Below are 23643 nucleotides of genomic sequence, written 5' to 3' on the forward strand. Positions count from 1 at the left end.
CGGCGTTCTCGATCGAGCACCGTTCGCTTCCACGAGCAACTGCCGTGGAGTCACCGCGCCGCGGCCATCCGCAGGATGCCGGCCCGCTCGGGCTCCTCGAGGCGCTGGCGTCGACGCGGCCGGCAGCGCGTCGCGTCAGAACCCTTGCGAGACGACGCGCTCGATCGTGTGCGTCGAGATGTTGCCCGCGACGACCTCCGGATCTCGCAGCAGCGCCTGGTGCAGCGGGATGTTCGTGCGGATGCCGCCGATGATGAACTCGTCGAGCGCGCACCGGAGCCTGGCGATCGCCTCGGCCCGGTTCGCGCCGTGCGCGATCACCTTGGCCACCAGCGAATCGTAGGAGCTGGGAACGCGGAAACCGCCGTACACGCCGGAATCGACGCGGATCCCGACGCCGCCGGGCGAGTGGTACTCCGTGATGAGGCCCGGCCACGGCACGAACGAGCGCGCATCCTCGGCGTTGATCCGGCACTCGATGGCGTGGCCCCGGAAGCTCCAGGGCCGCGTGTCGGGCAGCGAGAGGCGCTCGCCTGCAGCGGCGAGGATCTGCTGCGCGACCAGGTCAACGCCTGTCACCATCTCGGTGACCGGGTGCTCGACCTGCACGCGGGTGTTCATCTCCATGAAGTAGAGATCGCCTCGCTCATCCATCAGGAACTCGAGCGTGCCCAGGCCGGTGTAGCCGGTCTCGAGGATCGCTGCCCGGAGGATGTCGCCCATCCGGGAGCGCTTCTCGTTGTCCATCGCCGGGCTGGGCGACTCCTCCATCACCTTCTGGTGCCGGCGCTGGAGCGAGCACTCGCGCTCGCCGAGCGTCCACACGCCCCCGTGCTGATCCGCGAGCACCTGGAACTCGATGTGGCGCGGCGCCTCGACGTAGCGCTCGAGGTAGACGTCCGGGTTCTTGAAGCCGCTCAGGGCCTCCTGCGTCGCGATCTCGAACGAGCGCTGCACCTCGCCGGCCTCGCGGACGATGCGCATGCCCCTGCCGCCGCCGCCGCCGGAGGCCTTCAGGATCACCGGATAGCCGACGCGCTCGGCCTGCTCGGCCGCGTCCGCCGCGCTCTTGAGCACGCCCGTGCCGGTGAGCATGGGGATGCCGAAGCGCTTGGCGACCTCGCGCGCGGACACCTTGTCGCCCCAGGTCCGCATCGCCTCCGCGGTCGGCCCGATGAAGGTGAGGCGGCACTTCTTGCAAAGCTCGGCGAACTTCGCGTTCTCCGAGAGGAACCCGTAGCCTGGATGGATCGCGTCGGCGCCCGTGACCTCCGCCGCCGCGATGATCTGCGGGATGTTGAGGTAGCTCTTCGACGCCTCAGCCGGACCGACGCACACGGCCTCGTCCGCGAACCGGACGTGCAGCGCCGCGGCGTCCGCCTCGGAGTGGATGGCTACCGTGCGGATGCCGAGCAGGCGGCAGGCGCGGATGACACGCATCGCGATCTCGCCGCGATTGGCGATCAGGATCTTCTGGAACACGGCACCCTCGCCCGGGCAGCGCTAGCTGCCCCGCACCTTGAAGAGACGCTGCCCGAACTCGACCGGCTTGCCGTTGTCGACGAGGATCTCGACGATCGTGCCCGGAGAGTCCGCCTCGATCTCGTTCATCAGCTTCATCGCCTCGATGATGCAGAGCGCCTGACCCACGCGGATCGCGCTGCCCACATCGACGAACGGGGGCGCATCGGGCGACGGCGATCGGTAGAACGTGCCGACGAACGGCGACGTCACATAGGAGATCCCCTCGTCGCTCGCCGCCGCCGCGGGCGCGGCGGGGGCCGCGGGCGGTGCAGCCGGCGCAGGTGCCACCGCGGGCGGCGCCGCCGGCGGCGCGACCGGCGCGCTGTGGATCTGGAAGGCGGCGGGCGCGAGATGCGGCGCCGCGCCCTGCGGGATGACGCCTCCGCGCGTAAGGCGAATGCGAACGTGTTCGTCCTCGAACTCGAAGTCGTTCACGTTGCGCTTCTCTAAGATGCGTACCAGCGCCCGCAACTGCTTGAGGTTGATGTTCATGGAAGGACGTTCGGCCATCGATGTTTGCCGCCTTTCAACCAGAGTGACGGCGCATGTTCAACCTCTTTCGTCGGATCGCAGCTTCTCCAGATGCCCGAGCAGCCCGATCAGCCCAAGGACGTACGAGCTCGGACCGAAACCCGCGACGCGCGCCATGCACGCAGGCGCGATGCGGGAGCGACGTCGGAACGGCTCACGGCCGTCCGGGTTGGAGATGTGCACTTCGACGGTAGGAAGCGCGCTCGCGCGGATCGCGTCATAGAGCGCGATGGAGGTGTGCGTGTAGGCACCGGCGTTGAGGAGGATGCCGTGGAAGCCGCGATCGCCAGCGTGGCTGATCGCGGTCACGAGCTCTCCCTCGCAGTTCGACTGCATGCACGACACGGAGGCGCCCTGGGCCTTCGCGGCCTCCTCGACGGCGCGGTGGATGTCATCCAGCGTGGCCGTGCCGTAGATCGCTGGCTCGCGCTTGCCCAGGCGATCGAGGTTCGGCCCGGAGATGACCGAGACGCTGAAGCCGCTCAGGCGAGCTCCTTCAACAGCGCCGGCACCTTGGTGCGCAAGAGGTACCGGGCCTTGCCGATGTTCGCGTCGGGCGTCATCGAGAAGGCCACGAAGTACGAGTTGTTCACGACGCGGATCAAGGTCGTGACCTTCTCCGCCTGGATCGCGATCTCGGCGGCGTTGCCCGCGTCGAGCATCTCGGCGGCGCGCTGGATCGACTTCAACACGACGCTGAACTCCGCGCCGATGGTGGTGATGTCGAACGCGGCGCCCGGCTTCGAGTAGCTGTCGACCGGGATCCCCTCGAAATCCATGAGAAGGGTCGCGATGCCGCCCTCGGTGTTCTCTACGACTTCCTTCAGCACGGCCTGGAACATGCGCCGAGATTACCCAAGCGCGGCAGGATCGGGAAAACAAACGAACCTGGCCCGGCATCTCGCGCCGCAGCCCGGGAGAGCCGGCGCTCATCATCGTCGCCCGACCTGCTCGGCCGTGCGCGTGCCGAGCCGATGGCGACCGGCCGCTCGCAGCCGAGTCGACAACAGCCGGCCGCGCGCGGCGCTGATGGCGATGCGCGGCAGCGGAGCGAGCGAGAGCGGGCACAGCGCCGCGAAACCTCGCACCGGCCGTCTGCCATCGCGGATCATGGCGATGGACGAAGCGCGTCGAAACGTTGGACCGGGCGGGCGCTTTGCCTCTTGCATCCTGGTCCCAGCCGGGCGATTCCCGCCCCTGGGGGCCCGCTCCAAAGCACGCCTTGACCCTCGTCCAGGCGAGCGGCTAACGTGCGGCCGTTCTTTCGCCTCGCGGCAAGGTCCGGAGGCGGATCCCACCGGCGCGTCTCGCCGGGGGGCCGACGTCAAACGTGGTCGGGAGCGGCGTGCGCCGTACCCGCCATCTCATCAAGAAAAACAAGGACGGCCCAACATCTATGCGTGCGCGAGCCGGGGATCCCCCCCGCACGATGCCCCAGAAGATCCTCGCCGGGCGGGCGACGGATCCTCAGCTGCGCGGTGATCTCGTCCAGGTCAAGGTCGACCAGGTGATCCTCTCCAGGGCGCCGTCGCGCGCGCTGGCCGAGGCCATCGCCACGGGCATGAAGAAGACGCCGGTCGAAGTCGCCGTCGCCTACGACGGCACCTGCGTGGCCGACGCGAGCTCGCTCGCGGATATCGACGAGGGCAGCCCGCACTCGGTGTCGCCCGAGTTCCCGACCTACAACATCCCGATCGCGCGGCCCGGCATCGGCTTCCCTGCGCCCGTTCACCTGGAGCGCTTCGCGGCGCCGGCGCGGCTCGCCCTCACGGACGACCCGCGCCTCACGACCGTCGGCGGCATCGGCATGCTGTCGCTCGTCGTCTCTCCGAGCCAGCTGGGGCAGGCGCTCGCCACGGGCTCGGTGTGGCTCCGGCCGCCCCGCAGCGTGCAGATCCACCTCTCGGGCAGGGTGCGGCCCTTCGTCTGCGCGCGGGACGTCGCCCTCGAGCTGCTCCGCAGGAACCTCGACGAGGTGGTGCGCCGCATCGAAGGCGAGCACCACGCGCCGGTGATCCTCGAGTTCGCCGGGCCGAGCGCGCGGCTCCTCTCCGTGGGCGACCGCGCGGTGCTCTGCGGCATCGCGCCGCAGGTCGGCGCGGCGGCGGCGCTGTTCGTGAGCGACGAGAAGACGGAGGTCTTCCTCCGCGATCAGCGCAGGTCGAAGGCCCACCGCGCGCTCGTGCCGGATCCGGGCGCGCCGTGCGAGGAGGTCGTGTCGATCGATCTCGGCACGGTCGATCCGCTGCTCATGGACGAGGAGGGCGTCGTCCGGCCCGTCCGCGATCTCGCCGGCAAGCCCGTGGCGCAGGTCGTCCTCGGGGGCGACTCCGGCGTGACGTTGCGCGACATGCTCGCGGCGGCGCTGCTGCTCAAGTCGAAGCGCGTCCCGTCGCGGCTCGACCTGCTCGTCGCGCCGCCGTCGCGGCAGGTGCTCGAGGTGCTCGCGCAGTCGGGCGCGCTCGTCGATCTCGTCGCGACGGGCGCGCGCATCGTCGAGCCGGACAGGCGCGTCGTCACGTCGGAGATCTACCCACCGCCGCCCGGCAGCCTGTCGCTGCGCACCGCGGATCCGGAGCCGCGCATCGCCGGGGCGCCGTCGTTCGTCGTGGCCTCGGCAGAGACCCTGGCCTACGCCGTGGCCACGGGCGCGGTCGGCGATCCGCGGTCGTTCAAGCGGCCGGTGCGGGTGACCGTGCCGCGGGCGCTGCCGACCGACGACGTGCTGATCCTCCGCGACAAGAAGGGGGAGCAGGTGAGCACGAAGAAGCCGCCGCCGGCGCCCGCGGCGGTGCCATGGAAGGGGCCGCTGACGCTCGACGTGCTCGCCGGCGTGCCGAAGGTGAACGGGCACGCTGCGGTCGGGGCGCGCGGGCGCGCCGCCCCTGCGCCGATCGAGGCGCCCGCGGCGGCCGCCGCGGATCAGCAGGGGCAGGCCGCGCCGGTGGAGGGCAAGGCGGCCGGCGGCGTGGCGCTCGTCCTGTCGACGCTCGACGAGGTGCGGGCGGTCGCGGAGCGCGCGACCGATCTCTCGGCGGTGCGCGCGGTGGTCGCGCCCTTCGTCCCGAGCACCGCGGTGTCGGCGTTCGCGAGCGAGGGGATCGCCACGTTCCTCGTCGGCACGGAGGCCCTCGGCAGCATCAAGGGCCAGAAGAGCGTGGAGCTCCCCGCCCCCGCGCAGTGGGGCGATCGCGTCGCGGCGATCTTCGGGAGCGAGCGCGTCGAGGTGGCCTGGCTCGCGACCGGTATGGAGCGGAGCTGGACCCACGCAGGCACCGTGCGGCAGCCGCCCAGCGCGAGCAAACCAGCCAGGTAGCCGGGCCGAGATCCCGGTGGCGAGGCCGCCTCCCACAGCAGCGGGGAGCCGCCTTCCACCGGGAACCGGGGAGCCGGAGAGCAGCGCTCAGGGAGCCGCGCGGACGGGGGCCAGCGGGGCGAGGAGCTTGATCTCGTTCGTGAGATCGCGGAAGCGGATCTGCTGCTCGTTGATCTGCATCTCGAGGACGATGACGCGCTTCGTGATCTCGTCGAGGCGCGCCGACGCCTTCGCGAGCCGATCCGTGAGGTCGCGGCGGAGCTCGTCGGCGGTCTTGTTCTTCTCGATGGCCCTGAGGTTCTGGCGGAGCTCGTGGCTCTGCTGCTCGAGGCGCTGCTGCTCGGCGAGGATCCTGTCGCGCTCGTCGATCGCCGGGCGGAGCTTGCCCCGGATGTCCCAGGCCTGACCGAGCTGCTTGGCCACGGCCGCGTCGGCGCGCGGGTCCTTCAGGTAGCCTTGCACCGCGTCGTCGGCGAGCTGGTCAAGCCAGTCGATCTGCTGCCGGAAGAGCCGCCGCTCGTCGACGTCGAGCACCGCCGTCCCCCGGCGCGGCACGTCGATCGGCACGAGCGCGCTGCCCGTGCCGACGTTGTCCTCCGTGCCCTTCGGGGGCGCGTGCAGGCGCGTCCCGTGCAGACGGGGGTGCTTCACGAGCGTCCTCGCCGCGAGGTCGCCGCCGTTGCGGACGGCGTACTTCGTGTGCGTGACCCAGTCGCGCTCGATCTCGAGCGCGCCGCCCTCGATCTTCGCGAGGCGCGCGCCCTCCGCGCTCTCGTCGCGCGCCGTGTCGACGGCGAGGCCTCGCTCCAGCGCGAACGGCACCGTCGTCGTGGCCCCCGGCGGCAGCGGCTCGACCATGCCCTGCCCCAGGAACGCGCCGTTCTCGAAGACGGCGATGGGGCCCCGCTCGAGGAGCCCCTTCGTGTCGTTCGTGAAGCGCGCCACCCGGAACGGATGAGAGCTCGACGCGGGCACGCCGCCGTCGGGCGCGAACAGGAAGATCGACTCGCCCGGGACCTGCCTGGCCAGGAGCAGCACCATCGTCGCGCTTTTGTCGGGGATGTCGACCGGGAACGGGATGTCGTAACGGGTCGTGCCTGCCTCCATCGCGACCGCGGCGAGGGCGCTCATGTTGCGCGGCGGAGAGGGGTTCATCACCATGGGCGGCGGCGCCGGCGCCGCCGCTGATCGCTTCAACTGCGACCCCGCGGGTTGCCCGCCGGCGCGCGCGTCTTCGCGGTCGCTCAGCCTCACGCTCGGCTTCGGGGCGGGCGCCGAGGCGGCCCCGGTCCGCCTCGCGGACCGCAGCTTGCCGCCGCCGCCCTTCTCCATTTCGGCCTCGGCCTCGTCGGCGAACGCGTACCCCTCGCCGTCGTCGCCCGGCGCCGCGGGCGCAGGCGCGACGGGCGGCGGCGGCGGCGCGGCCTCGGTGGCCAGCGTCGTCTCGCTCGTCGGCACGGACGCGATCACCTCGCCCTGGTCGCTGACGACAGGGCGCGGCGGGATCGCCGCCTGGTCGAGCGTCGCCTGGAACGCGAGCGGCGCGCCCGCCACGAGCGACAGCTTCACCCCCTTCCAGTCCTCGCCCGAGAGGTTCTGCACGATGCCCCACGCCTGGAGGTGCGCCTGCTTCGAGTCCGCGCGCGGCGCTGCGCCCTGCGCCCCGCCCGCCCCCATCACGAGCCGGTACGACGGCCTCCACACCGGCGTCTCCGCCACGTAGCCGACCACGAGATCGTGCTCCCGCCCATCCAGGGTGAGCTTCACCTTCTCATGCTCGTCGTCGCGCTCCTTCTCCCCCGCCGCCGCGCCCTTGTCCTTCGGCGGTGGCGAGGTCGTCACCTCGGGCCCGGGATCCGGCGGCGCCTCGTCCTTGCCGGATCCGTCGCCGACCTCGACCGGGAACGACGCGCTCCGGACGCTGCTGCCGCCGGCCTCGATGACCGCGAGCGTCGCGAGGAAGTCGCCGACCTTCTCCTTGCGGACCCGGAAGGTCACCTGATCGGCGTCGATGAGCCCTCGGCGCTCGAAATACGCGACGCCGTTCCTGTAGATGACCACGCGCCGCAGCGCGAGCCCCGAGGCGTCCACATCGGGGCCGCGCGCGCAGCCGGCGAGCAGCGTGAGAGCGAGGAGCAGGCCGGAGCCCGCTCGCGCGACGTCGTTCCGTCTCATGAATGTCCCTGGGTTTCGCTTGCGTCAGCTGTCGGAGGGCGCCGCCGAGGCGCGACGCCAGTCGGGCGGCAGGTCGAGAAAGCCCTCGTTGCAGAGGAACTCGTAGAGCCCCTCGCAGACCTCGCCGCAGATCATGCTGAAGAGGTGGGGATCGGTGATGAAGAGGATCGTCTCGTCGCGCTCGGCGCCCGCGGTGTCGGCGAGCTGGGCGACCAGCTCGTCCTCGGCGAAGCCGACGAGCATCACCATGAGGTGGCGCTCGAACGCGGCGCGGAAGCGGAGGAACGCCTCGCTCGTCACCTTGTACGAGTACGCCCTGCCCTCGAACGTGCGCGCGTCCTCCACGACCCGCGCGGAGATCTCGCCGAGGCTCTGGGCGAGCTGCACGCTGAAGAAGTCGACGAGCACGGCGTGCACGACCGAGACGATGCGCCGGAGCTCGCTGGATCGGCGCGAGAGGAAGGCGTCCTGCATGTCCTTCGTGAGCTTCGCGAGCAGCTCGAACGACTGCTCCCGCGCGTCCTCGGACGCGAACTCGAAGCCTTCGAGCTCGGCCTCGATCCGGTTCTTGTAGCGGGTCAGCACGTAGAAGAGCGCCTGCTCGCCGTGGTGGATCACCTTCGGCGCGCCGTCGCGGCCGCGCGTCTTCTCGTGGAGCTCGGACTGGAAGAACAGGCGGGCGAGGTTCCTGTGGATCTTCTTGAGCCGCCGCTCGACGAGCAGCGAGATGCCGTCCTCGCGGATGACCCGCTCGAGCAGGGCGCAGAGCGTCTTCTCGTGCGCGTCGCGGATCGCCTCGCGGTTCTTCGCCCCGCGATCCGCGGCGCCCGCCGACGCCTGGATCACCTTCAGCTGGGCGACGACCTGCGCGGTGACCGCGTCGAGCTCGGGGTTGGTCTCGAGATCGGCGCGGTAGTGGACGATGCGCGCCTGCATCTGCTCCTCGAGCAGGCCGAGCGCCATCTCGGTGATGTGGTCCTTCAGCGCCTGGCTGACGTGCTCGCCGACGCGCCGCGGCGCGTTGGGCGGGAGCGGCCTCATCGGCTCGGGCGCCGGCCTCCCCCCCGGTTGCGATCGGCCCGAGGGCGGCAGCGGCGGAGGGTTCCGAGGGACCGGGGCCATGACCCGACAGCATAGCGGAACTCGCCCTTGGTGTGCGGTTTTGGCGGAGCGGCGCGAGTCGGAGTAAGACGGCGGCCATGCACGCGGCCATGCACACGCTCGCTTCACCTATGTGCTCCTGGGAACCGGAAGGCCCTCAGGCGCCCTCCTCGCCGGCCCTCTCGTCCATGGCGCACCCGCGCCTGGCCCGCCGGCGCCTCGCGGCCGCGCTCGCGCTCGCGCTCGCCAGCGCCGGAGCGGGCTGCTCTCGCGACGGCGACGGCCAGCCGCCGCCCGCGCGCACACCGGAGCCCGCGGCACGGCAGGAGCCCGCCGCAGCGGCGCCGGCCGCCACGGCAGAGACCGCCGGGAAGACCGCCGCGACGGACAAGAAGGACGGCGCCGCGGCGGCGCCGACAGGGCAGCGCGAGAGGTTGAACGTCCTCGTCGTCTCGATCGACAGCCTGCGCGCGGACATGCCGTGGAACGGCTACGAGCGCGACATCGCGCCCGTGCTCACCGCGTTCGAGAAGAAGTCGGTCAGCTACACACGCCACTACGCGATCTCGTCGTACACCTCGATGAGCGTCGGCGGCTTCCTCGCCGGCCGGTACCCGAGCGAGGTCGATCGCAGCGGCTACTTCTTCGGCAACTACCCCGACAGCGTCCTCATGTTCCCGGAGCTCCTGCAGAAGGCCGGGGTGCGGACGATGAGCGCGCACGCGCACTTCTACTTCGACCAGAAGGCGGGCTTCCGTCAGGGGTTCGACGTGTACGAGATCGTGCCGGGGCTCTCGGCCGACAACACGACCGACCGGAACGTCACGAGCCCGGGGCACCTCGAGCTCGCGATGAAGATGCTCTCCGACAAGGCGAACACGTCGGGCACCTTCTTCGCGTACTTCCATTTCCTCGATCCGCACGACGTGTACATGACGCACGAGGGGATCCCGACCTTCGGCAAGCGCGCCCGCGACAAGTACGATGGGGAGGTCAGGTTCACCGACATGCACGTCGGCAAGCTGCTGGACTTCGTCGCGCAGCAGCCGTGGGCCAAGGACACGGCGATCATCGTGACCGCGGACCACGGCGAGGCCTTCGGCGAGCACAAGATGTTCCGCCACGGCTTCGAGGTGTGGGACGTGCTCACCCACGTGCCGCTGATGATCCAGGCGCCCGGGATCACCCCGCGCCGGATCGACGTGCCTCGCAGCTCGATCGACCTGGCGCCGACGATCCTGGAGCTGACCGGCGCGCCGGCAGAGCCGTCCTTCCCGGGCAAGAGCCTGGTGCCCGAGCTCCACGGCGCGACGCCGGAGCCGCGCGACGTCATCGTCGATCTTCCGCGCACGAGCGACAACGATCGGCGCAGGGCGCTCATCCACGGGCAGTACAAGCTCATCGCGTACGGCGACGACGACGCGTTCGACCTCTTCGACGTCGTCGCGGATCCGGGGGAGACGAAGGATCTCAAGCGAACGCAGGCGCCGGTCTTCGAGGAGATGAAGGCGCTCTACAAGGAGCGCTCCGCGGCCATCAAGGACGTGTGCCCGAAGAACACGGCGAAGCTCAAGGGGAAGAAGAGCAACAAGCGGTGCTAGCGCGCAGGGCGGAGCGCCGCGCGCTAGCACCGCTGAGGACCAGCGCTAGCGCGCCGGCGGGGCGACGGTGAGCGTCAGGACGTCGTCCTCGCCCGGCTCGATCGCGGCGCGCGCCACGAGGCGAGCGCCTTCGCACTCGAGGTGGAGCACGACGGGCGCCACCGCCTGGCGACCGCACGACGGATCGCTCGAGACGCGCGCCGCGAAGGCGCTGCGCGCGAGCTCGACCGCCAGGGCGATGCCGCCGATGCGGCCCATCGCGTCGTCCGGGGCGACCTCGCGCGCCGAGCGCGCCTCCTCGAGGCGCGTGAAGAGCGCAGGCCCGCGGATCGCGACCTCGATCGGGCGGCCCGCCGCGTCCTCGAGGACGGCGACCTCGATCTCCGCCTGCCGCGGCGCGCTCTCGCCCTCGGCCGTCACGACGAACCAGAGCGGGATCCGCTTCGCGCAGACCGCTGCGCCCGGGCCCGCGCGCTCGTCGGCGGGCGCGCACCGGGGAGGCGGCAGCGCCAGGCTGAACGGGACGATCACCTCCGCCGGCGCCTCTGCGAGGGGCCGCCCCCAGGCCCGCCTGTCCAGGAACCGGCGCAGCCACGCGGTGACCTCCTCGCCGATCCGCGCGCGCTCCGCGCGCTGCGTCGCGAGCTGTGCTTCCGTCTCCTGAGCGGCGCGCGACAGGACATCGCCGGCGTCGCGCTCGCGGACGAGCTCGCGCAGCCGGTGGGTCGCCTCATCGCGGAACGCGCCCCTGGGTAGCGTCGCGAGGTACGCGGTGAGGCCCGCGGCCGTCCTGCGCTTCGCTGCGTAATAGATCGGCTCGGCCCGCGTGAGGTACGCGCGCACCTCGCCGGCGAAGGCCCCGTTCGGGTGGCGCTCCAGGTAGACCGACGCCGCCGCGAGCCGCCCCTCGAGGGTCCTCGACACGCGCGTCGCCCGGTACGCCGCGTAGTCGTCGTAGCTCGCCAGGAGCGCCGGCTTCGAGGCGCACCCGGACAGGACCGCGACGAGTGCCGCGCACGAGAATATTCGAACGGAGGTCGCAAGGCGTCGGCGGCAGGCAAATGCGCCACGCCCGCTCATGGCGCCTCTTCCAGTGGGCAAAAATTGCACTCCGTCGGGGTCGACGCGCCTTCGTCGGCCATGTGGCCGCGGTACTCGTCGCAGCTCGCGAACTTGAGCTTGTGCAGGCACACCTCGCCGTCGTGGACCAGCGGATAGCAGCCGGCCGGGAGCTCCGGCGCAGCCTCGAAGGCGCAGGCGGCGTCGCAGGCGCGCGTGCGCAGCCCGCACTCGTCGCACCGGGCGCAGTCGATCTGCGCCTTCAGGGCGAAGAACTTGTACGGGTCGAGCTCCGCCGGCGCCTGCCCGCAGCTGCCGATGTCCCCGACCACCGGCGCGATGCCCACGAAGAGCAGCAGCGCCGCCGCGCCGGCGATCTCCTTCGCCCGGGGGCGCCCGCCTCGACGCTCGCGCTCCGGCAAGCTCATGGCAGGAGCTCGTGATCGATCATGAGCCCGAGCTGCGCCGAGACGACGGGGTAGACGGTGTACGCCGCGTCGTACGTCGCGGCGCCATAGAAGAGATCCCCGACGATCTCGCCTGAAAGCGCGACGCCCGCGAGCAGGGAGTACCCGAGCCCCAGGGCGAGCTCGCCTCCGACGTTCACGTCGGGCTCGATCAGGATCGCCGCGCCGAGCCGCCCGTACCCGAGCACGCGCGTGAGGCCGCGGTACGCGACGAAGTAGCTCGGCGTGAGCGACTCCTGCGGGACGCCGCCGACGGCGACCGAGAAGCGCAGCGCGCCGCCGTGCTGGACGCCGTCGGCCGGCCCCAGCGCGAGCGCGACCCCGAGATCGAGGTACCCCGCGGTGAGCGAGAGCGACTCCGCCGTCTCGCCGAGCTGCGTCTGCAGGCGGTAGGGGTTGTTGAACCGGATCCCCTTCCCCATCGCGACGGTCGACACGACCCGCCCCGCCGTCCCCGGGGGCCGCGCGAGCGCGCGGTACGCATCGAGCTCAGCGCTGTCGCGATCCTCGCCGGGCAGCGACGCCGCGGCCTCAGCGCCGCGGTCTGCGGCAGGCTCGGCGGCGGCAGCGCGCCCCGAGGATGCCCCGAGCAGAACCGCCACCAGCGCGAGCCCGGTCCGGAGTTCCAGCATTGCCACGAGCTTTCTACCCCGAGGCAGCGCCCGCTGGCACGCTCAATTGCGTCCCGCCCGTGCGCCGCGCGAGCCTCTCCTTGGCATCGCCGCCCGGCGACGGCGCCGCGCGCCCCCGGCACGGCGCTCGCCACCGCTGCGTATCCGCCCGCTTCACCTGCGGACCGGACCCTGCATGGTGAGACCACCGTGAGCAATTCAAGCACCCGAGGCAGGCAAGGCACCGCCGCACAGCCGCCGGCGCTGCGCGCGCCGCGCGCCAGCACGACGCGGCGTCGAGAACGAGAAGATCGCAGCGAACCGGGAAGGCCGCGCAAGTCGGCCCATGAAGCCGAAACGTGGGCCGGCGCGGGCGAGCTGGACGAGCCGTTCGTCGACATGCTCGACGCCGCGGCGGCGCCGCCGCTGCGGGGCAAGGTGAACCCGCGCAGCGAGATCAGCGACGTGATCCCGACGCTCGACGACGAGGTCCGCGGTTACCACCACCACCCGAACGACGCCGGCAGCACCGAGTTCGAGGTGAACCCGGACGCCGCCGACGCCGCCGCCGATCTGGCGAGCGACCTCGGGGCGGAGTTCCTGGAAGGCGCGACGAGGGGCCAGGACATCAGCGACGTCGTGATGTCGCACGACGACGACGACGGCGATCTGCCCTATCTCCTGGAAGACGAGGACGTCGAGTCCGTAGAGCCAGACGCCGAAGGAGAGGACGAGCAGCCGGTGACCCAGCGGATGCGGCGGCACGCGGGCTGAAAGGCAGCGCGCGCCGTGCATGACGGCGCGAGGTCGCGGCGCGCCGTCACGCACGGCGCGCGACGAGGTCTGGCCCGGTCACGCCTGACCGAGCACGGGCAGCTCCGCCACCACCTCTCCGTCGATGCGGATGAAGGCCAGCAGGCCTTCGTCCTCGTAGGCCAGCACATCGAGCACGATCCGCTCGCACAGCGGCAGCACGTACAGCGCTCCGTCGTCCGCCATCACCGTCATGGATCGCACAGGTGCGCTCGCAGTGGGCAGCGTCTCTGTGGTCCGTCGTCGCGCATCCATGTCGCTTGAGCTCCCAGGCTTGAATCGAGCTCCGGCCACCGCCGGCGCCGCGAGGCTAGAGGGCCTGCCCGTCATCTCACCAAGCGCCTTCCATGCCACGACGCTGGCGCAGTAGCGCCGGAGCCCGCGGCGTTCCACTGCGACATATGGCTTTCGCCCTGGCCCGCGCCGCTGCGTCGCTGCGGCTCAGCCGCAAGCGGCGCCGCTCCCCGCCCGCAGCGGAGCGCGGCGCGCCCGGAGCGCCGCAACACCGCGATTTCGAGCCGTCTCCGGCCTCTCCGACGGCCGAAGCGCGCAGGCGTTCAGCCCGCCTGCGCGCGGTCATCGCGGTCTTCGCGCCGTTCCGGCGTCCGGCGCCGATGCCGCGGACAGGACCTTTCGCGCGAGCTTGGAAACGCCGATATCCAGCGCGCCCGGATCGAGCCACGCAGCCTTCTCGTAGGGGGAGGCAAGCTTTGCCCGGAAGCGCCAGGGGGCCGCCACCTCGGCGCGCGCCACCGTCACGTCGAGGCGCCGGTGCGTGAGGATGTGGCGCACGCGGCCGACCTCGCGGAGCGCCGCGTCACGTGTGACGCCCACCAGCTCGAAGAGCGCGCGGGCGTCCGCGAGCGAGCGCGCCTCGACCATGGGCGGCTCCCAGAGCCCGCCGAAGAGACCTCCCTCGGCGCGCCGGACGAAGAGCACGCGATCGCCTGACCGCACCACCGCGGCGACCATCGCGACCGCCGGGACGTCGCGTTTCGGGGCGATCACCGGCAGATCCGCCTGCCGCCCCGTGACGCGCGCCACGCACGCGCCGTCGACGGGGCAGGCATCGCATCGGGGACTCCGGGGCGTGCACACGGTGGCGCCGAGCTCCATCAAGGCCTGGTTGAAGCGTCCGGGATGGACGCTGGCCGCCGCGCCCCGCACGAGGCGTTCGGCTGTCGACCAGAGCTTGCGCGTGCCCGAGGCGCTGCGGATGTCGTCGTCGATGCCCTCGATGCGGGAGAGCACCCGGGCGACGTTGCCATCGACGAGCGGCACCGGCTGATCGTACGCGATGCTCGCGATCGCGCCCGCTGTGTACGCGCCGACGCCGGGCAGGGCGAGCAGCGCGGGGACGTCGCGAGGGAGCGCGCCGTCGTGGCGCGCGGTGACCTCGCGCGCGGCGAGGTGGAGCACGCGGGCGCGGCGGTAGTAACCGAGGCCGCTCCAGAGCGAGAGCACGTCGTCGATCTCGGCGGAGGCCAGGGCGAAGACCGTCGGGTAGCGGGCGAGGAAGCGCTCGTAGTACGGGATCACCGTCTCGACGCGGGTCTGCTGGAGCATCACCTCGCTCAGCCAGATCGCGTAGGGGTCGCGCGTCCTCCGCCACGGCAGGTCGCGCGCGACGCGGCCGAACCAGGCCCCGAGGGCGGCCGCGATCTCCCGGTCGCGCTCGCCCGGATCCGGCGCTGCCGGCGGAGGGGAGCCCGCTCCCTGCTCACCGGACGAGGCGCGGCGGCGTGGGGACCGCGGCCGCGCCTGATCATCCTCGCGCGCGCTCGCACGGCTGCGCGCGGGTCGCTGGCCTTCGCCTGCGCCGCTGCGCGCGGGTTGTTGCTGGTCTGCGCCCGCGCGCTTGCGCGCGGGCGGCCGGGACGTCGTGCTCACGCGCGAGAGGCCCTGCCTCTGCGCTGTCGACGCGATCCCCGCGAATCACGCGGATCGCCGAGGTCGCACGGATCGCTGAGGTTGCGCGGCTGCCGCTCGCGGTGCTCAGAAAACGCTTCCATCGCGCGGGACTCTAGCGCAAGAGCCGACCGCGGTGTCGTCCCGGCGCCCCTGCCCACCCCAGCTGCTCCCTCGGGCAGCGCGCCTCTGCGCCGCGCTGGTCCTCGGGCTCGTCGCGCCTGGGTGCCGCGACGAGCCGCGCCCCTGGGAGGGCAAGCCAGGCCCCGCGGTCGTGCTCTCGGCAGCGCCGCCGCACCCCGCCACCACGATCGGGAGCGGCGGGCTCGCGGACGCCGACGCGGGACAGGGCGAGGGCGACGCCGGTGCGCGCACGGATCTCGATCTGCCGGTCCTCCCGGTGCGCGTCGGCGGTCCCTGGGTGCGCTGCTATGGGAACTTCAGGATCAGCGGCGATCCGCTGAAGGACGTGACCCGCCTGGGGCTGCTCTGCGGCCCAGAGAACGGCATGCGCCGGATCTCGCCGAAGCCGATCGAAGGGCAGGTGGCCGAAGGCGGCGCGATCGTCACGGAGAAGCTGCAGGCGGTCCGGGGCGCGTGCTACCGGGTGTTCGCCGTCGGCGGACCGGGGGTCCTCAACCTGGACGTCGCCGTGCGGAGCAGCCGCGGGGCGATGATCGCGAGCGACGGCACCGAGGACGCATGGCCGATCGTCCAGCCGGATCGGCCCTTCTGCCCGCTCGAGGACGACAACGCCACCGTGGAGATCAGCGCCCGCCGCGGCAGTGGCCGGTTCGCAGCGGAGATCTGGATGCTGAAATCCTACAAACGAGCGCACCAAGGCGACGCCGGCGCGGAAGCGGGAGAGGACGAGACGTACGAAATGAACAACGAGACGGACGCCTACGAGGGGCTCTGAGCTGGCGCCGCCTCGACCATCGACCGATCCACGAACGTCGCTGCGCCATGATTTCCGTCCGGGTCACTGCCGTGCCCGCTGCCGAGAGCTCAAAGGCCGAGCTCTCCCGGCTGCCGGACGCGCGCGAGGGGCTCCCCATCGTCATCAAAATCCGGCAGATCCTTGGACCATGGCGCGACGCCGGCACCCTGCACGCACCCCTGCATTGACGTGGCCGCCCCGTCCCGCTAGGGGAGCCCGAGCCATGGCCGACGACACCGAGCCGCTCCGCGAGGACGAAGGGGACAAGGTGGAAGGCGAAGGCGAGAAGAAACGCCTCTTCGAGCGCGCTATCCCGGAGATCTTCAAGCGCGTGGTCGAGCGCGCCGTCGAGAGCGGCATCGACAAGCTCAGCGAGGGGCCCGAGAACCTCCGACACTTCGTGGGCGACCTCAAGCTGCCCAAAGAGGTCCTCCACTACCTCTATACCCAGATCGACGAGACCAAGAACGGTCTCTACCGGGTCGTCGCGAAGGAGATCCGGGATGTGCTCGAGCACACCCAGTTTGCGGACGAGATCACGAAGGTGCTGACGAAGCTCTCCTTCGAGATCAAGACCGAGATCCGCTTCATTCCCAACGAAGCGGCCAAGAGAGACGACAGCCAGGACGAGCCGAGGACCGGGTTGCCGAAGCCGGAGGTCACCGCTCAGGTGAACGTCAAAGACCGAAGCAAAGAGACCGGGCGAGACCGGCGCCGTGAGGAGAAGTGACGACGAAAAAGCTTAGGACAGGCGGCGAAGTCGACGCCTGGTGCACCAAGTGCCGCCTCGATCTTACCCATCGGATCATCGCGATGGTCGGCGACGTGGTGAAGAAGGTCGAGTGCAAGACGTGCATGTCGCACCACCTCTACCGCCAGCCGAAGAGCGAACGGGAGAACCGCGCGGCGGCGCGCGCCTCCGCTCGGAGCAGCAGCGAACCGCGGGCGGCGTCGAGCTCGCCGCGCGGCGGCGGCGCGGAGCGCCTCACGGCCGCCCAGCGCGCCGAGCGCGATCAGACGCTCGCGTGGGAGCGCGCCATCGCGGGGCAGCCGTCTGGAGCGTTCAAGCCGTACCGCGTCACGCTGACCTTCGGTGAGGGCGAGCTGATCCACCACAGCAAGTTCGGCGACGGCGTGGTCGCGAAGGTCATCGATCGGGGCAAGATCGAGATCCTGTTCAAGGATGGCCCCCGGACGATGGCGCACGGGCAGCCATAACGAGCGCCGCGGTGCTCGCTCGAAGCCCGAAACTTGGGGCTGCCCGCGCGATCGGGTAGCCTCGGTATCGCCTTGGACAACCCTTCGCCCCCTTCTGCGAGCGGGTCCCTGCGCAGGCGGCGATCCCGCGCTCGCTTGCCCGAGCGCGCGCTGCGTTGCGCGGCGATCTGCGCGATCGCCGTCGAGGCGCTCTGGTACGGCATCCACGAGGTCCGCGGCTTCGGCCCGGCCCTCGCCGACGGCGTGCGCGCCGTGGTCGGTCCTGCGCCTGTCGCGTGGGCCGAGGACGTGGCCTACGGCGTCGCCGATCGGCTGAACCGGGCCATCTACCGCCACGCGCCCCCGAAGACCTTCTGGGAGCCCCCGCCCGCCACCGCCGCGGAGGCCGTGAAGAGCGCCGAGGGCCCGGAGGCGGAGACGGTCACGTCGCCCGCCTCGTTCCAGCCGCCCTTCCCCGAGGTCGCGGCCACGGGTGATGGCGTCTGGACGCCGATCGCCGACAGCGCCGCCCGGCTCGGCGAAGCTCAGGTGCTCTGGAAGAGCGTCGTGCACCCCGACCCGAAGCGCGTGTTCGCGGCCATCGCGGTGGTGGCGATCGATCTTGGGCGCGTCGACCTCCGGCTTGTCGCGGGCACAAAGGAGCCGTTCTCGCCGGACATCCCGGCAGAGCGGCGCCCTGGGCTCGTGCCAGGAGGCCACGCCGCGGAGCTCGTCGCCGCCTTCAACGGGGGCTTCAAGGCGATGCACGGCCACTACGGGATGATGCTCGACGGCGACACGTTCCTGCCGCCGCGCGACAGGGCGTGCACGATCGCGCTCTACCGCAGCGGCGCGGTGCGGATCCGGACCTGGCCCGAGCTGCGCGACGGCGAGGCCCGCATGGCCGCGTACCGGCAGACGCCGCCTTGCCTGGTCGAGCAGGGCGAGCTCCACCACGCGCTGTACGACTCGAACCGGGACTGGGGCGCGACGGTGAGCGGCGAGACGGTGATCCGGCGCTCGGCGCTCGGCGTCGACGCGACGGGCAAGCTGCTCTTCTACGGGCTCGGCGAGGCGGTCACGGCCCGCAGCCTCGCCCGCGGGATGAAGGCCGCGGGCGCGCACGACGTGGCGGAGCTCGACGTCAACCACGCCTACCCGCGCTTCCTCCTGTACAGCCGCGGCGCGGACGGCGCGGGGCCGCGCGCCAGCGCGGCGCTGATCCCGGACGTGCAGTTCAAGCCCGAGGAATACGTCGCGGAGCCGGCGCAGCGCGACTTCTTCTACCTGCGACGCCGTCGGCCGTCGGCGCCGCTCGGGATCGCTGATCCGGCGCCCGAAAGCGACGTCCTCGATCGCGGCGGGCGGTGACCTTCGGGGCCATCCCTGGCCGGACTTCTGGCGGGCGGAGCTAGCGGCGATCGAGCAGCTCGCGCAGGCGGTGCGCGAGGGTCTCGGGGGTGAACGGCTTCTGCAGCAGCGCGAGCTCGCGATCGGGCTCGGCGCCCGCGAGGACGTCCTCGGCGTAGCCGGAGATGTACAGCACGCGGGCGCGCGGGTGGATCGCGACGGCGCGCTCGGCGAGCTCGCGGCCGTTCATGCCCGGCATCACGAGATCGGTGAGCAGGAGGTCGACCGCGTCTTCCCCCTCCCGCGCGAGCATCGCCAGCGCTTCCTCACCGCTCGCGGCCGAGAGCACGCCGTAGCCGCGCCGCTCGAGCACATCGACGATGAGCTTGCGGACGGCGTCGTCGTCCTCGACGACGAGCACCGTCTCGTCGCCGCCCGCCGGCGACGGCCGCGCGCGAGCGGGCGTCACCTCGGCGTGCTCCTCGACGCGCGGGAGGTAGACGCGGAACGTCGTGCCGCGCCCGAGCTCGCTCTCGACCTCGATGAGCCCGCCGCTCTGGCTCACGATCCCGTACACCGTGGCGAGGCCCAGCCCCGTGCCCTTGCCTCGCGCCTTCGTCGTGAAGAACGGCTCGAACAGGTGCGACAGCGTGTCGTGATCCATCCCGTTGCCGCTGTCGGTTACCGAGAGCACGACGTAGGGGGGGCCTCCAGCGGCGGGCGCATCGTCGTCGTCTCGCTCCGCTGGCGCGAAGGACCTCGCCGCTGCGCTCTCGCCAGGCTCGCCCAGGGAGGTCTCGACGACGAGCTTGCCGCCCCTCGGCATCGCGTCGCGCGCGTTCACGACGAGGTTCAGGACGACCTGCTCCAGCTGGCTCTTGTCGACCTTGATCGAGCCGAGATCGCGGCCGACGTTCGTCTGCAGGTCGATGTCCTCGCCGATGAGGCGCTGCAGCATCGTCTGCATGTCGAGCACCACCGCGTTGATGTCGAGCACCTCGCGCTGAAGCGCCTTGCGGCGGCTCATCGCGAGGAGCTGCCGCGTGAGCGCCGCGGCGCGCTCCCCGGCCTTCGTGACCTGGAGGGCGTCGCGGCGCAGCGCGCTGTCGGGCCCGAGGCGGCGAATGAGGAGCTCGCCGTAGCCGAGCATCACCATGAGCATGTTGTTGAAGTCGTGCGCGATGCCGCCGGCGAGCCGCCCGAGCGCCTCCATCTTCTGCGACTCGCGCGAGCGCTCCTCGCGCTGCCGGAGCGCCTCCTCGGTGCGCCGCCGCTCGGTGATGTCACGAACGAGGACGAGGACGTGCCCCTCTAGGAACGGCATCACCCGCGCCTCGACGTGCCGCTCTCCGCCGGCGCTCGCGACGGCGTGCTCGAGCGCGACCACGGCGCCCGCCTCGTGAGCCTCCTGGCTCGCGCGCTCGAGCCGCTCCCCGAGATCCAGGGGGAGCACCTCGGTCATGCGCTTGCCCGACGGCGCCTCCGCCGCGACGTGGAGCTCGGAGAGCCGCGGCTGGTTGTAGTCGACGATCTGCAGGTCGGCGTCGAGGCGGAAGCAGAGATCGGGGATGGCGTGAAATAACGCGCGGAGCTCGCCCGCGGCGCGCGCGCCCTCCCGCTCGGCGCGCCACCGCTCGATGCTCTGCCCGATCTGGCTGCCCACGGACGCGAGGACGCGGAGCAGCTGCTCGTCGCCGCGGTGCGGGGCGCGGCTCCTCAGCTCGATCACCCCGGCGACGCGGGGGCCGCACGGGATCGGGATGGCGCACGCCGCGCGCTCCCAGCCCGGCGCGCGCGCGGCGTGCTCGACGACGTCGACGACGCCGCCCACGCTGGCGCGGAACACGGGCGCGCCACGCTGGAACGCCTCGCCGACGAGATCGGACTCGGCGGCGAGGGTCGACCCCTGGCGGAGCACGTCCGCGAGCGCCTCGCGATCGACGTGCGCCGCCGACCGGGCCTCGACGCAGCGGAGCGCGCTCGCTCTCGCCGCGGACCGCGGCGCGTCGCCCGCGGCGCTCGGCTCCGGCTCCGCGAGCCAGAGCGCGGCGACGTCCCAGCCAAGGTGGTCGATCAGCGCGGCGAGCACGCGCGGAGCAGCCTCCGCGAGCGAGGCCGCCCCGCACAGCGCGCTCGTCGTCGCGAGGTGCGCCGCCAGCCGGGCCTCGGCTTGCCGGGCCTCGGTCGGGTGGACCTCGGCCAGGCCGGCTGGCGCTGCCCCGGCGTGGACCTGTCCCTCGGGATCGAGATCGTCGTGTGGCACGTGAAGCCGCGGAGCCCCCATGTGCTCAGCCGCCGGTCTTCTCTGCGGCGCCGCTCTCGAGGTGGACCGTCCAGCAGACGGCGCCGGAGGCCGGCTCACCGCCGGGCGGCCCCACGCTGATCTCTGCTCGGGCCGGTCCGACGGCCCGGACGTAGAGCCGCTGTCCGACGGCGCCGCGCCCGAGCGCGCAGACCGCGCGGCGCACGCGCGGATCGTCCGCGGCGACCTCCCCCTCGTCGTCGGCGGCCATGAACAGGAGCTCGACCTCGGGCTTCAAGCAAGCGCCGACCTCCCGCCAGACGTCGTAGTCGACGGACGGATCCAGGACGTCGGCGAGCTGCCCGTGGCGGGCGCGCCCGACGCGGTAGCGGAACGCGTCGCGCTTCTCCGCGCGGAGCGTGGCCCCGATCCGATCGAACCGGAGCGACAGCGCGCCGAGCGCGACCGCCATCTTCACGGTGGGCGCGCCCAGGTTGGCCTTGTCCGGCTCCTTGAAGCGGTGCACCTGAACGCCCGCCGGCAACACGCCGGCGAGCAGCTCCGCGAAGCGCTGGTTCATCCCGAGGCGCCCGCCGAGCAGGATCCGGAGCCCCTGGTAAGGATCCGGCTCCCGCCCGATCTTCGCCACCGCGCCCTCGAGGAGACGGCGGACCACCTCGACCCCGTCCCGGAACCACGCATCGATCGCGCCGCCCAGCGCGCCGCGATCGATCGAGAGCGGCACGACGACCGGCTCTCCATCGAGCCCGACCAGCGACAGCCGCTCCGCGACCGTCGCGCTCGGCCCCCCCTCGAGGAGAGGCCGCAGAAGCTCCTTGAGGGCCCACGCATTGGCGCGCCCATCGGGGGACGAAGCCAGCAGATCCTCCGCGCCGTCGATCGGCTCCTCCTCGGGCGGTCGCTCGAAGGGGATCCGGCGATCGCGCATCGCTGCCTGGCTGGAAGAGTACACCTTGTAGGCGATCCGGTGGAGGAGCCGCTCGCCCCCGAGCCAGGGGATCGCCGTGGGATCGAGGTACTCGACCATCCGCTCCAGCCCCTGCGCGGCCTCGTGCGCCTTCGCGCTCCGCAGGATGCCGAAGGCGAGCCCCGCCTCGCTGGCCCCGGCGTCGATGACGCAGAACGGGACGCCGCCGTCCCGCGGCTGGATACCAAACATCCGGAACGCCTGGACCGCATAGGCGATCGCGGACGGACCCCCGTCGACGACCTGCAGGCCGTCGAGGTCGTGGTACTCGCAGAGGCCCGCGGGCAGGCTCCGGAACAGGCCGCGGCGGAAGGCGACGAGCACGCTCTCGCGGCGCTCGGGCGACCAGCCCGTCGGCATCGTGATCGCGTAGCGCGTGGAGAGCCCCCGCGAGCGCTGGTTCAGGTGCAGGCCGACGTAGTACGCGTAGAGCTCGATCGGATCGAACGGGTCGTGCGCGCCGATCCCTTCCTCGTCGATGATGGGGGGCGCCGGCTTCTTCAGCGCCTCCGTCGTGTCGGGGTCGCTCCTGCCCCGGAGGCGGAACGGCTCGCCGCGCTCGGTCCGCTCGCGCAGGAGCGGGAGGGCCGGCAGGGAGGCCGCGGCGCGCTCGTGGACGTCGGCGCCCGGCCGGAGGCGCATGTCGCGCGCGGCGTGCCCGACGAGCACGTCGCCCCATCGCGTCATGGGCAGGATCACCCGATCGCGCCAGGCCTTCGTCGTCCGGGCCAGCGCCTCGAACGCCACCTCGCTCGGGTTCTCGTTGTCGGCAGACACCCGGAGCGGCGCGTCGGTGCCGATCCGGACGAACTCGGCGCCCCCACGCTCGCTCCGGACGGCGACGACCGTGGACGCCGCGCCGACGTCCACGGCGACCCAGTCGCCACGCACGTCGAGCCGGGGATCGCGCCGCTTCACCTCGGGCGGGATCGGGTCCTTGTCGGTCTTTCCAGTGCGGCGGTGCAGCCCGACCACGCGGCCCTGTCGGAGGATGGCGATGGACGTCGCGCCGAGGAAGCGCGCGCCCGTCCAGAAGCCCTGCGCGGGATCGACCAGCGTCGTCCCCTTCACCGGATCGAGGTTCGCCACGACCTTGGGGAAGAAGTCCGCGATGTGCTCCGGCGAGGCCACCCCGTCGTAGCGCTCGACCTTGATCGGCGGCGAGTAGTAGTTCTGGAGCCCTTCACCGTAGATGCGCGGACTGACCTGGATCAGCTTCAGATAGGGGATCGGGCAAGACTGCTCGTCCAGGCGGAACTCCTGGTAGAGCGCGGTCGGGGCGATCGTGTTCTCCATCTCGGGCGCGATGCGAGGCACGCTCGCGCTCATCTCGGTGCCGAAGTACATGAACTTCGTGCCGGCGCCCCCGGTGAAAGCGGCAATCCTGACCTCGTTGAACGTCGCCTGCCCGACGATGAGCGGCGGTAACGCGATCACGTAATCGAGCACCAGCGTCGTGAGCCAAGGTTGGTCGAAGAGGCGCGATTCCCAGCGCATGACGAGCGTCGGGAACGCGCGGCCCTCGAGGGAGACGATCTTCTCCGCCTCGCGAACCAGCGCACCATCGACGGACAGCTCGTAAACCGGCATACGTGGGCGACGTTATCACGAAGATCCCCTGCGCCGGCCCGGGGATCGCGGGAGCGGGGCGTTCGTCGTCGGGCGGTCGGGCGTCGGCGCGCGCCAAGCGCCACGCGCCACGCGCCACGCCATGGCGCGCGCGCACGCGCGCCGACACCATCGATCCTCCTGTGGGGCGTCCACGCCCTGTGGGGCGTCCACGCCGCACGGCGGCCGGTGAAGGCGACGCCCGTCGTCGC

At 72.0% G+C, this 23643-nt stretch carries 20 protein-coding genes; 7 read left to right on the top strand and 13 right to left on the bottom strand.

Going from position 1 to position 23643, the window contains the following annotated elements:
• Positions 1 to 135 precede the first annotated feature (135 nt).
• The 4 genes from accC to WME79_RS22120 are packed head-to-tail and all read right to left on the bottom strand — an operon-like array spanning position 136 to position 2885.
• Positions 136 to 1482 (bottom strand): acetyl-CoA carboxylase biotin carboxylase subunit, encoded by a 1347-nt coding sequence (gene accC, locus WME79_RS22105; RefSeq protein WP_437538677.1) that lies wholly within the window; start codon positions 1480 to 1482, stop codon positions 136 to 138.
• 21 nt (positions 1483 to 1503) lie between these two features.
• The gene (gene accB / locus WME79_RS22110; RefSeq protein ID WP_437538679.1) at positions 1504 to 2034 is read right to left on the bottom strand and encodes an acetyl-CoA carboxylase biotin carboxyl carrier protein; all 531 of its coding nucleotides are present in this window, start codon (positions 2032 to 2034) and stop codon (positions 1504 to 1506) included.
• Positions 2035 to 2073: 39 nt separating this feature from the next.
• Positions 2074 to 2541: a type II 3-dehydroquinate dehydratase gene (locus WME79_RS22115; protein ID WP_437539907.1), complete on the bottom strand. Its 468-nt coding sequence runs from the start codon at positions 2539 to 2541 to the stop codon at positions 2074 to 2076.
• The gene (locus WME79_RS22120; RefSeq protein ID WP_437538681.1) at positions 2538 to 2885 is read right to left on the bottom strand and encodes a roadblock/LC7 domain-containing protein; all 348 of its coding nucleotides are present in this window, start codon (positions 2883 to 2885) and stop codon (positions 2538 to 2540) included. Before WME79_RS22120 ends, WME79_RS22115 begins: the two co-directional genes overlap by 4 nt.
• 599 nt (positions 2886 to 3484) lie before the next feature.
• On the opposite strand from WME79_RS22120, the gene WME79_RS22125 reads away from it, so the two are divergent.
• The gene (locus WME79_RS22125) at positions 3485 to 5371 is read left to right on the top strand and encodes an aconitase family protein (RefSeq protein WP_437538682.1); all 1887 of its coding nucleotides are present in this window, start codon (positions 3485 to 3487) and stop codon (positions 5369 to 5371) included.
• An 87-nt stretch (positions 5372 to 5458) separates the two neighbouring features.
• Here the strand turns inward: WME79_RS22125 and WME79_RS22130 are convergent, their stop codons facing one another.
• Both WME79_RS22130 and WME79_RS22135 read right to left on the bottom strand, forming a co-directional pair.
• Positions 5459 to 7546, bottom strand: a complete 2088-nt coding sequence (locus tag WME79_RS22130) for a hypothetical protein (RefSeq protein ID WP_437538684.1) — start codon at positions 7544 to 7546, stop codon at positions 5459 to 5461.
• A 24-nt stretch (positions 7547 to 7570) separates the two neighbouring features.
• Positions 7571 to 8587 carry a hypothetical protein gene (locus WME79_RS22135; protein WP_437538686.1) on the bottom strand — a complete coding sequence of 339 codons (1017 nt, stop codon included), beginning with the start codon at positions 8585 to 8587 and terminating at the stop codon, positions 7571 to 7573.
• A 248-nt stretch (positions 8588 to 8835) separates the two neighbouring features.
• Between WME79_RS22135 and WME79_RS22140 the strand changes: the two genes are divergently transcribed.
• Positions 8836 to 10248 carry a sulfatase gene (locus WME79_RS22140; RefSeq protein WP_437538688.1) on the top strand — a complete coding sequence of 471 codons (1413 nt, stop codon included), beginning with the start codon at positions 8836 to 8838 and terminating at the stop codon, positions 10246 to 10248.
• A gap of 45 nt (positions 10249 to 10293) precedes the next feature.
• Here WME79_RS22140 and WME79_RS22145 read toward each other — a convergent pair whose 3' ends face one another.
• Genes WME79_RS22145 through WME79_RS22155 form a run of 3 tightly spaced genes read right to left on the bottom strand, consistent with a single transcriptional unit; the run spans position 10294 to position 12406 of the window.
• Positions 10294 to 11328, bottom strand: a complete 1035-nt coding sequence (locus WME79_RS22145; protein WP_437538690.1) for a hypothetical protein — start codon at positions 11326 to 11328, stop codon at positions 10294 to 10296.
• Positions 11325 to 11735 (bottom strand): hypothetical protein, encoded by a 411-nt coding sequence (locus WME79_RS22150; protein WP_437538692.1) that lies wholly within the window; start codon positions 11733 to 11735, stop codon positions 11325 to 11327. The genes WME79_RS22145 and WME79_RS22150 overlap by 4 nt, the downstream gene beginning before the upstream one ends.
• Positions 11732 to 12406 carry a hypothetical protein gene (locus WME79_RS22155; protein WP_437538694.1) on the bottom strand — a complete coding sequence of 225 codons (675 nt, stop codon included), beginning with the start codon at positions 12404 to 12406 and terminating at the stop codon, positions 11732 to 11734. The genes WME79_RS22150 and WME79_RS22155 overlap by 4 nt, the downstream gene beginning before the upstream one ends.
• 189 nt (positions 12407 to 12595) lie before the next feature.
• Here WME79_RS22155 and WME79_RS22160 point away from each other — a divergent pair, with 189 nt between their 5' ends.
• Positions 12596 to 13159, top strand: a complete 564-nt coding sequence (locus WME79_RS22160; protein ID WP_437538696.1) for a hypothetical protein — start codon at positions 12596 to 12598, stop codon at positions 13157 to 13159.
• A 78-nt stretch (positions 13160 to 13237) separates the two neighbouring features.
• On the opposite strand, the gene WME79_RS22165 is transcribed toward WME79_RS22160, so the two are convergent.
• Both WME79_RS22165 and mutY read right to left on the bottom strand, forming a co-directional pair.
• Complete coding sequence (locus tag WME79_RS22165; RefSeq protein ID WP_020736650.1) at positions 13238 to 13393, bottom strand: hypothetical protein; 156 nt, start codon at positions 13391 to 13393, stop codon at positions 13238 to 13240.
• Positions 13394 to 13774: 381 nt separating this feature from the next.
• The gene (gene mutY / locus WME79_RS22170) at positions 13775 to 15088 is read right to left on the bottom strand and encodes an A/G-specific adenine glycosylase (RefSeq protein ID WP_437538698.1); all 1314 of its coding nucleotides are present in this window, start codon (positions 15086 to 15088) and stop codon (positions 13775 to 13777) included.
• Between the two features lie 154 nt (positions 15089 to 15242).
• Here mutY and WME79_RS22175 point away from each other — a divergent pair, with 154 nt between their 5' ends.
• The 4 genes from WME79_RS22175 to WME79_RS22190 all read left to right on the top strand — a co-directional run bounded on the left by WME79_RS22175 (position 15243) and on the right by WME79_RS22190 (position 18614).
• Positions 15243 to 16025, top strand: a complete 783-nt coding sequence (locus WME79_RS22175; RefSeq protein ID WP_437538700.1) for a hypothetical protein — start codon at positions 15243 to 15245, stop codon at positions 16023 to 16025.
• Between the two features lie 244 nt (positions 16026 to 16269).
• Positions 16270 to 16776, top strand: a complete 507-nt coding sequence (locus tag WME79_RS22180; RefSeq protein WP_012236567.1) for a hypothetical protein — start codon at positions 16270 to 16272, stop codon at positions 16774 to 16776.
• A complete protein-coding gene (locus WME79_RS22185; RefSeq protein ID WP_012236568.1) occupies positions 16773 to 17264 on the top strand; it encodes a hypothetical protein in 492 nt (163 codons plus the stop codon). The genes WME79_RS22180 and WME79_RS22185 overlap by 4 nt, the downstream gene beginning before the upstream one ends.
• 135 nt (positions 17265 to 17399) lie before the next feature.
• The gene (locus WME79_RS22190; protein WP_437538702.1) at positions 17400 to 18614 is read left to right on the top strand and encodes a phosphodiester glycosidase family protein; all 1215 of its coding nucleotides are present in this window, start codon (positions 17400 to 17402) and stop codon (positions 18612 to 18614) included.
• Positions 18615 to 18654: 40 nt separating this feature from the next.
• Here WME79_RS22190 and WME79_RS22195 read toward each other — a convergent pair whose 3' ends face one another.
• Together WME79_RS22195 and WME79_RS22200 are read right to left on the bottom strand one after the other, a co-directional pair.
• Entirely contained in the window at positions 18655 to 20856 is a 2202-nt protein-coding gene (locus WME79_RS22195) for an ATP-binding protein (protein ID WP_437538704.1), read from the bottom strand.
• A 25-nt stretch (positions 20857 to 20881) separates the two neighbouring features.
• Positions 20882 to 23413 carry a hypothetical protein gene (locus WME79_RS22200; protein WP_437538706.1) on the bottom strand — a complete coding sequence of 844 codons (2532 nt, stop codon included), beginning with the start codon at positions 23411 to 23413 and terminating at the stop codon, positions 20882 to 20884.
• Positions 23414 to 23643 lie beyond the last annotated feature (230 nt).

It is taken from the genome of Sorangium sp. So ce726 (genome assembly GCF_051521405.1).
Classification (GTDB): Bacteria; Myxococcota_A; Polyangia; order Polyangiales; family Polyangiaceae; genus Sorangium.

Excerpts from the sequence above, each read along its gene's own strand:
- accB (WP_437538679.1), bottom strand. The coding sequence starts at position 2,034 with ATGGCCGAACGTCCTTCCATGAACATCAACCTCAAGCAGTTGCGGGCG.
- WME79_RS22125 (WP_437538682.1), top strand. The coding sequence starts at position 3,485 with ATGCCCCAGAAGATCCTCGCCGGGCGGGCGACGGATCCTCAGCTGCGC.
- WME79_RS22130 (WP_437538684.1), bottom strand. The coding sequence starts at position 7,546 with ATGAGACGGAACGACGTCGCGCGAGCGGGCTCCGGCCTGCTCCTCGCT.
- WME79_RS22135 (WP_437538686.1), bottom strand. The coding sequence starts at position 8,587 with ATGAGGCCGCTCCCGCCCAACGCGCCGCGGCGCGTCGGCGAGCACGTC.
- WME79_RS22140 (WP_437538688.1), top strand. The coding sequence starts at position 8,836 with ATGGCGCACCCGCGCCTGGCCCGCCGGCGCCTCGCGGCCGCGCTCGCG.
- WME79_RS22145 (WP_437538690.1), bottom strand. The coding sequence starts at position 11,328 with ATGAGCGGGCGTGGCGCATTTGCCTGCCGCCGACGCCTTGCGACCTCC.
- WME79_RS22150 (WP_437538692.1), bottom strand. The coding sequence starts at position 11,735 with ATGAGCTTGCCGGAGCGCGAGCGTCGAGGCGGGCGCCCCCGGGCGAAG.
- WME79_RS22155 (WP_437538694.1), bottom strand. The coding sequence starts at position 12,406 with ATGCTGGAACTCCGGACCGGGCTCGCGCTGGTGGCGGTTCTGCTCGGG.
- WME79_RS22165 (WP_020736650.1), bottom strand. The coding sequence starts at position 13,393 with ATGACGGTGATGGCGGACGACGGAGCGCTGTACGTGCTGCCGCTGTGC.
- WME79_RS22180 (WP_012236567.1), top strand. The coding sequence starts at position 16,270 with ATGGCCGACGACACCGAGCCGCTCCGCGAGGACGAAGGGGACAAGGTG.
- WME79_RS22200 (WP_437538706.1), bottom strand. The coding sequence starts at position 23,413 with ATGCCGGTTTACGAGCTGTCCGTCGATGGTGCGCTGGTTCGCGAGGCG.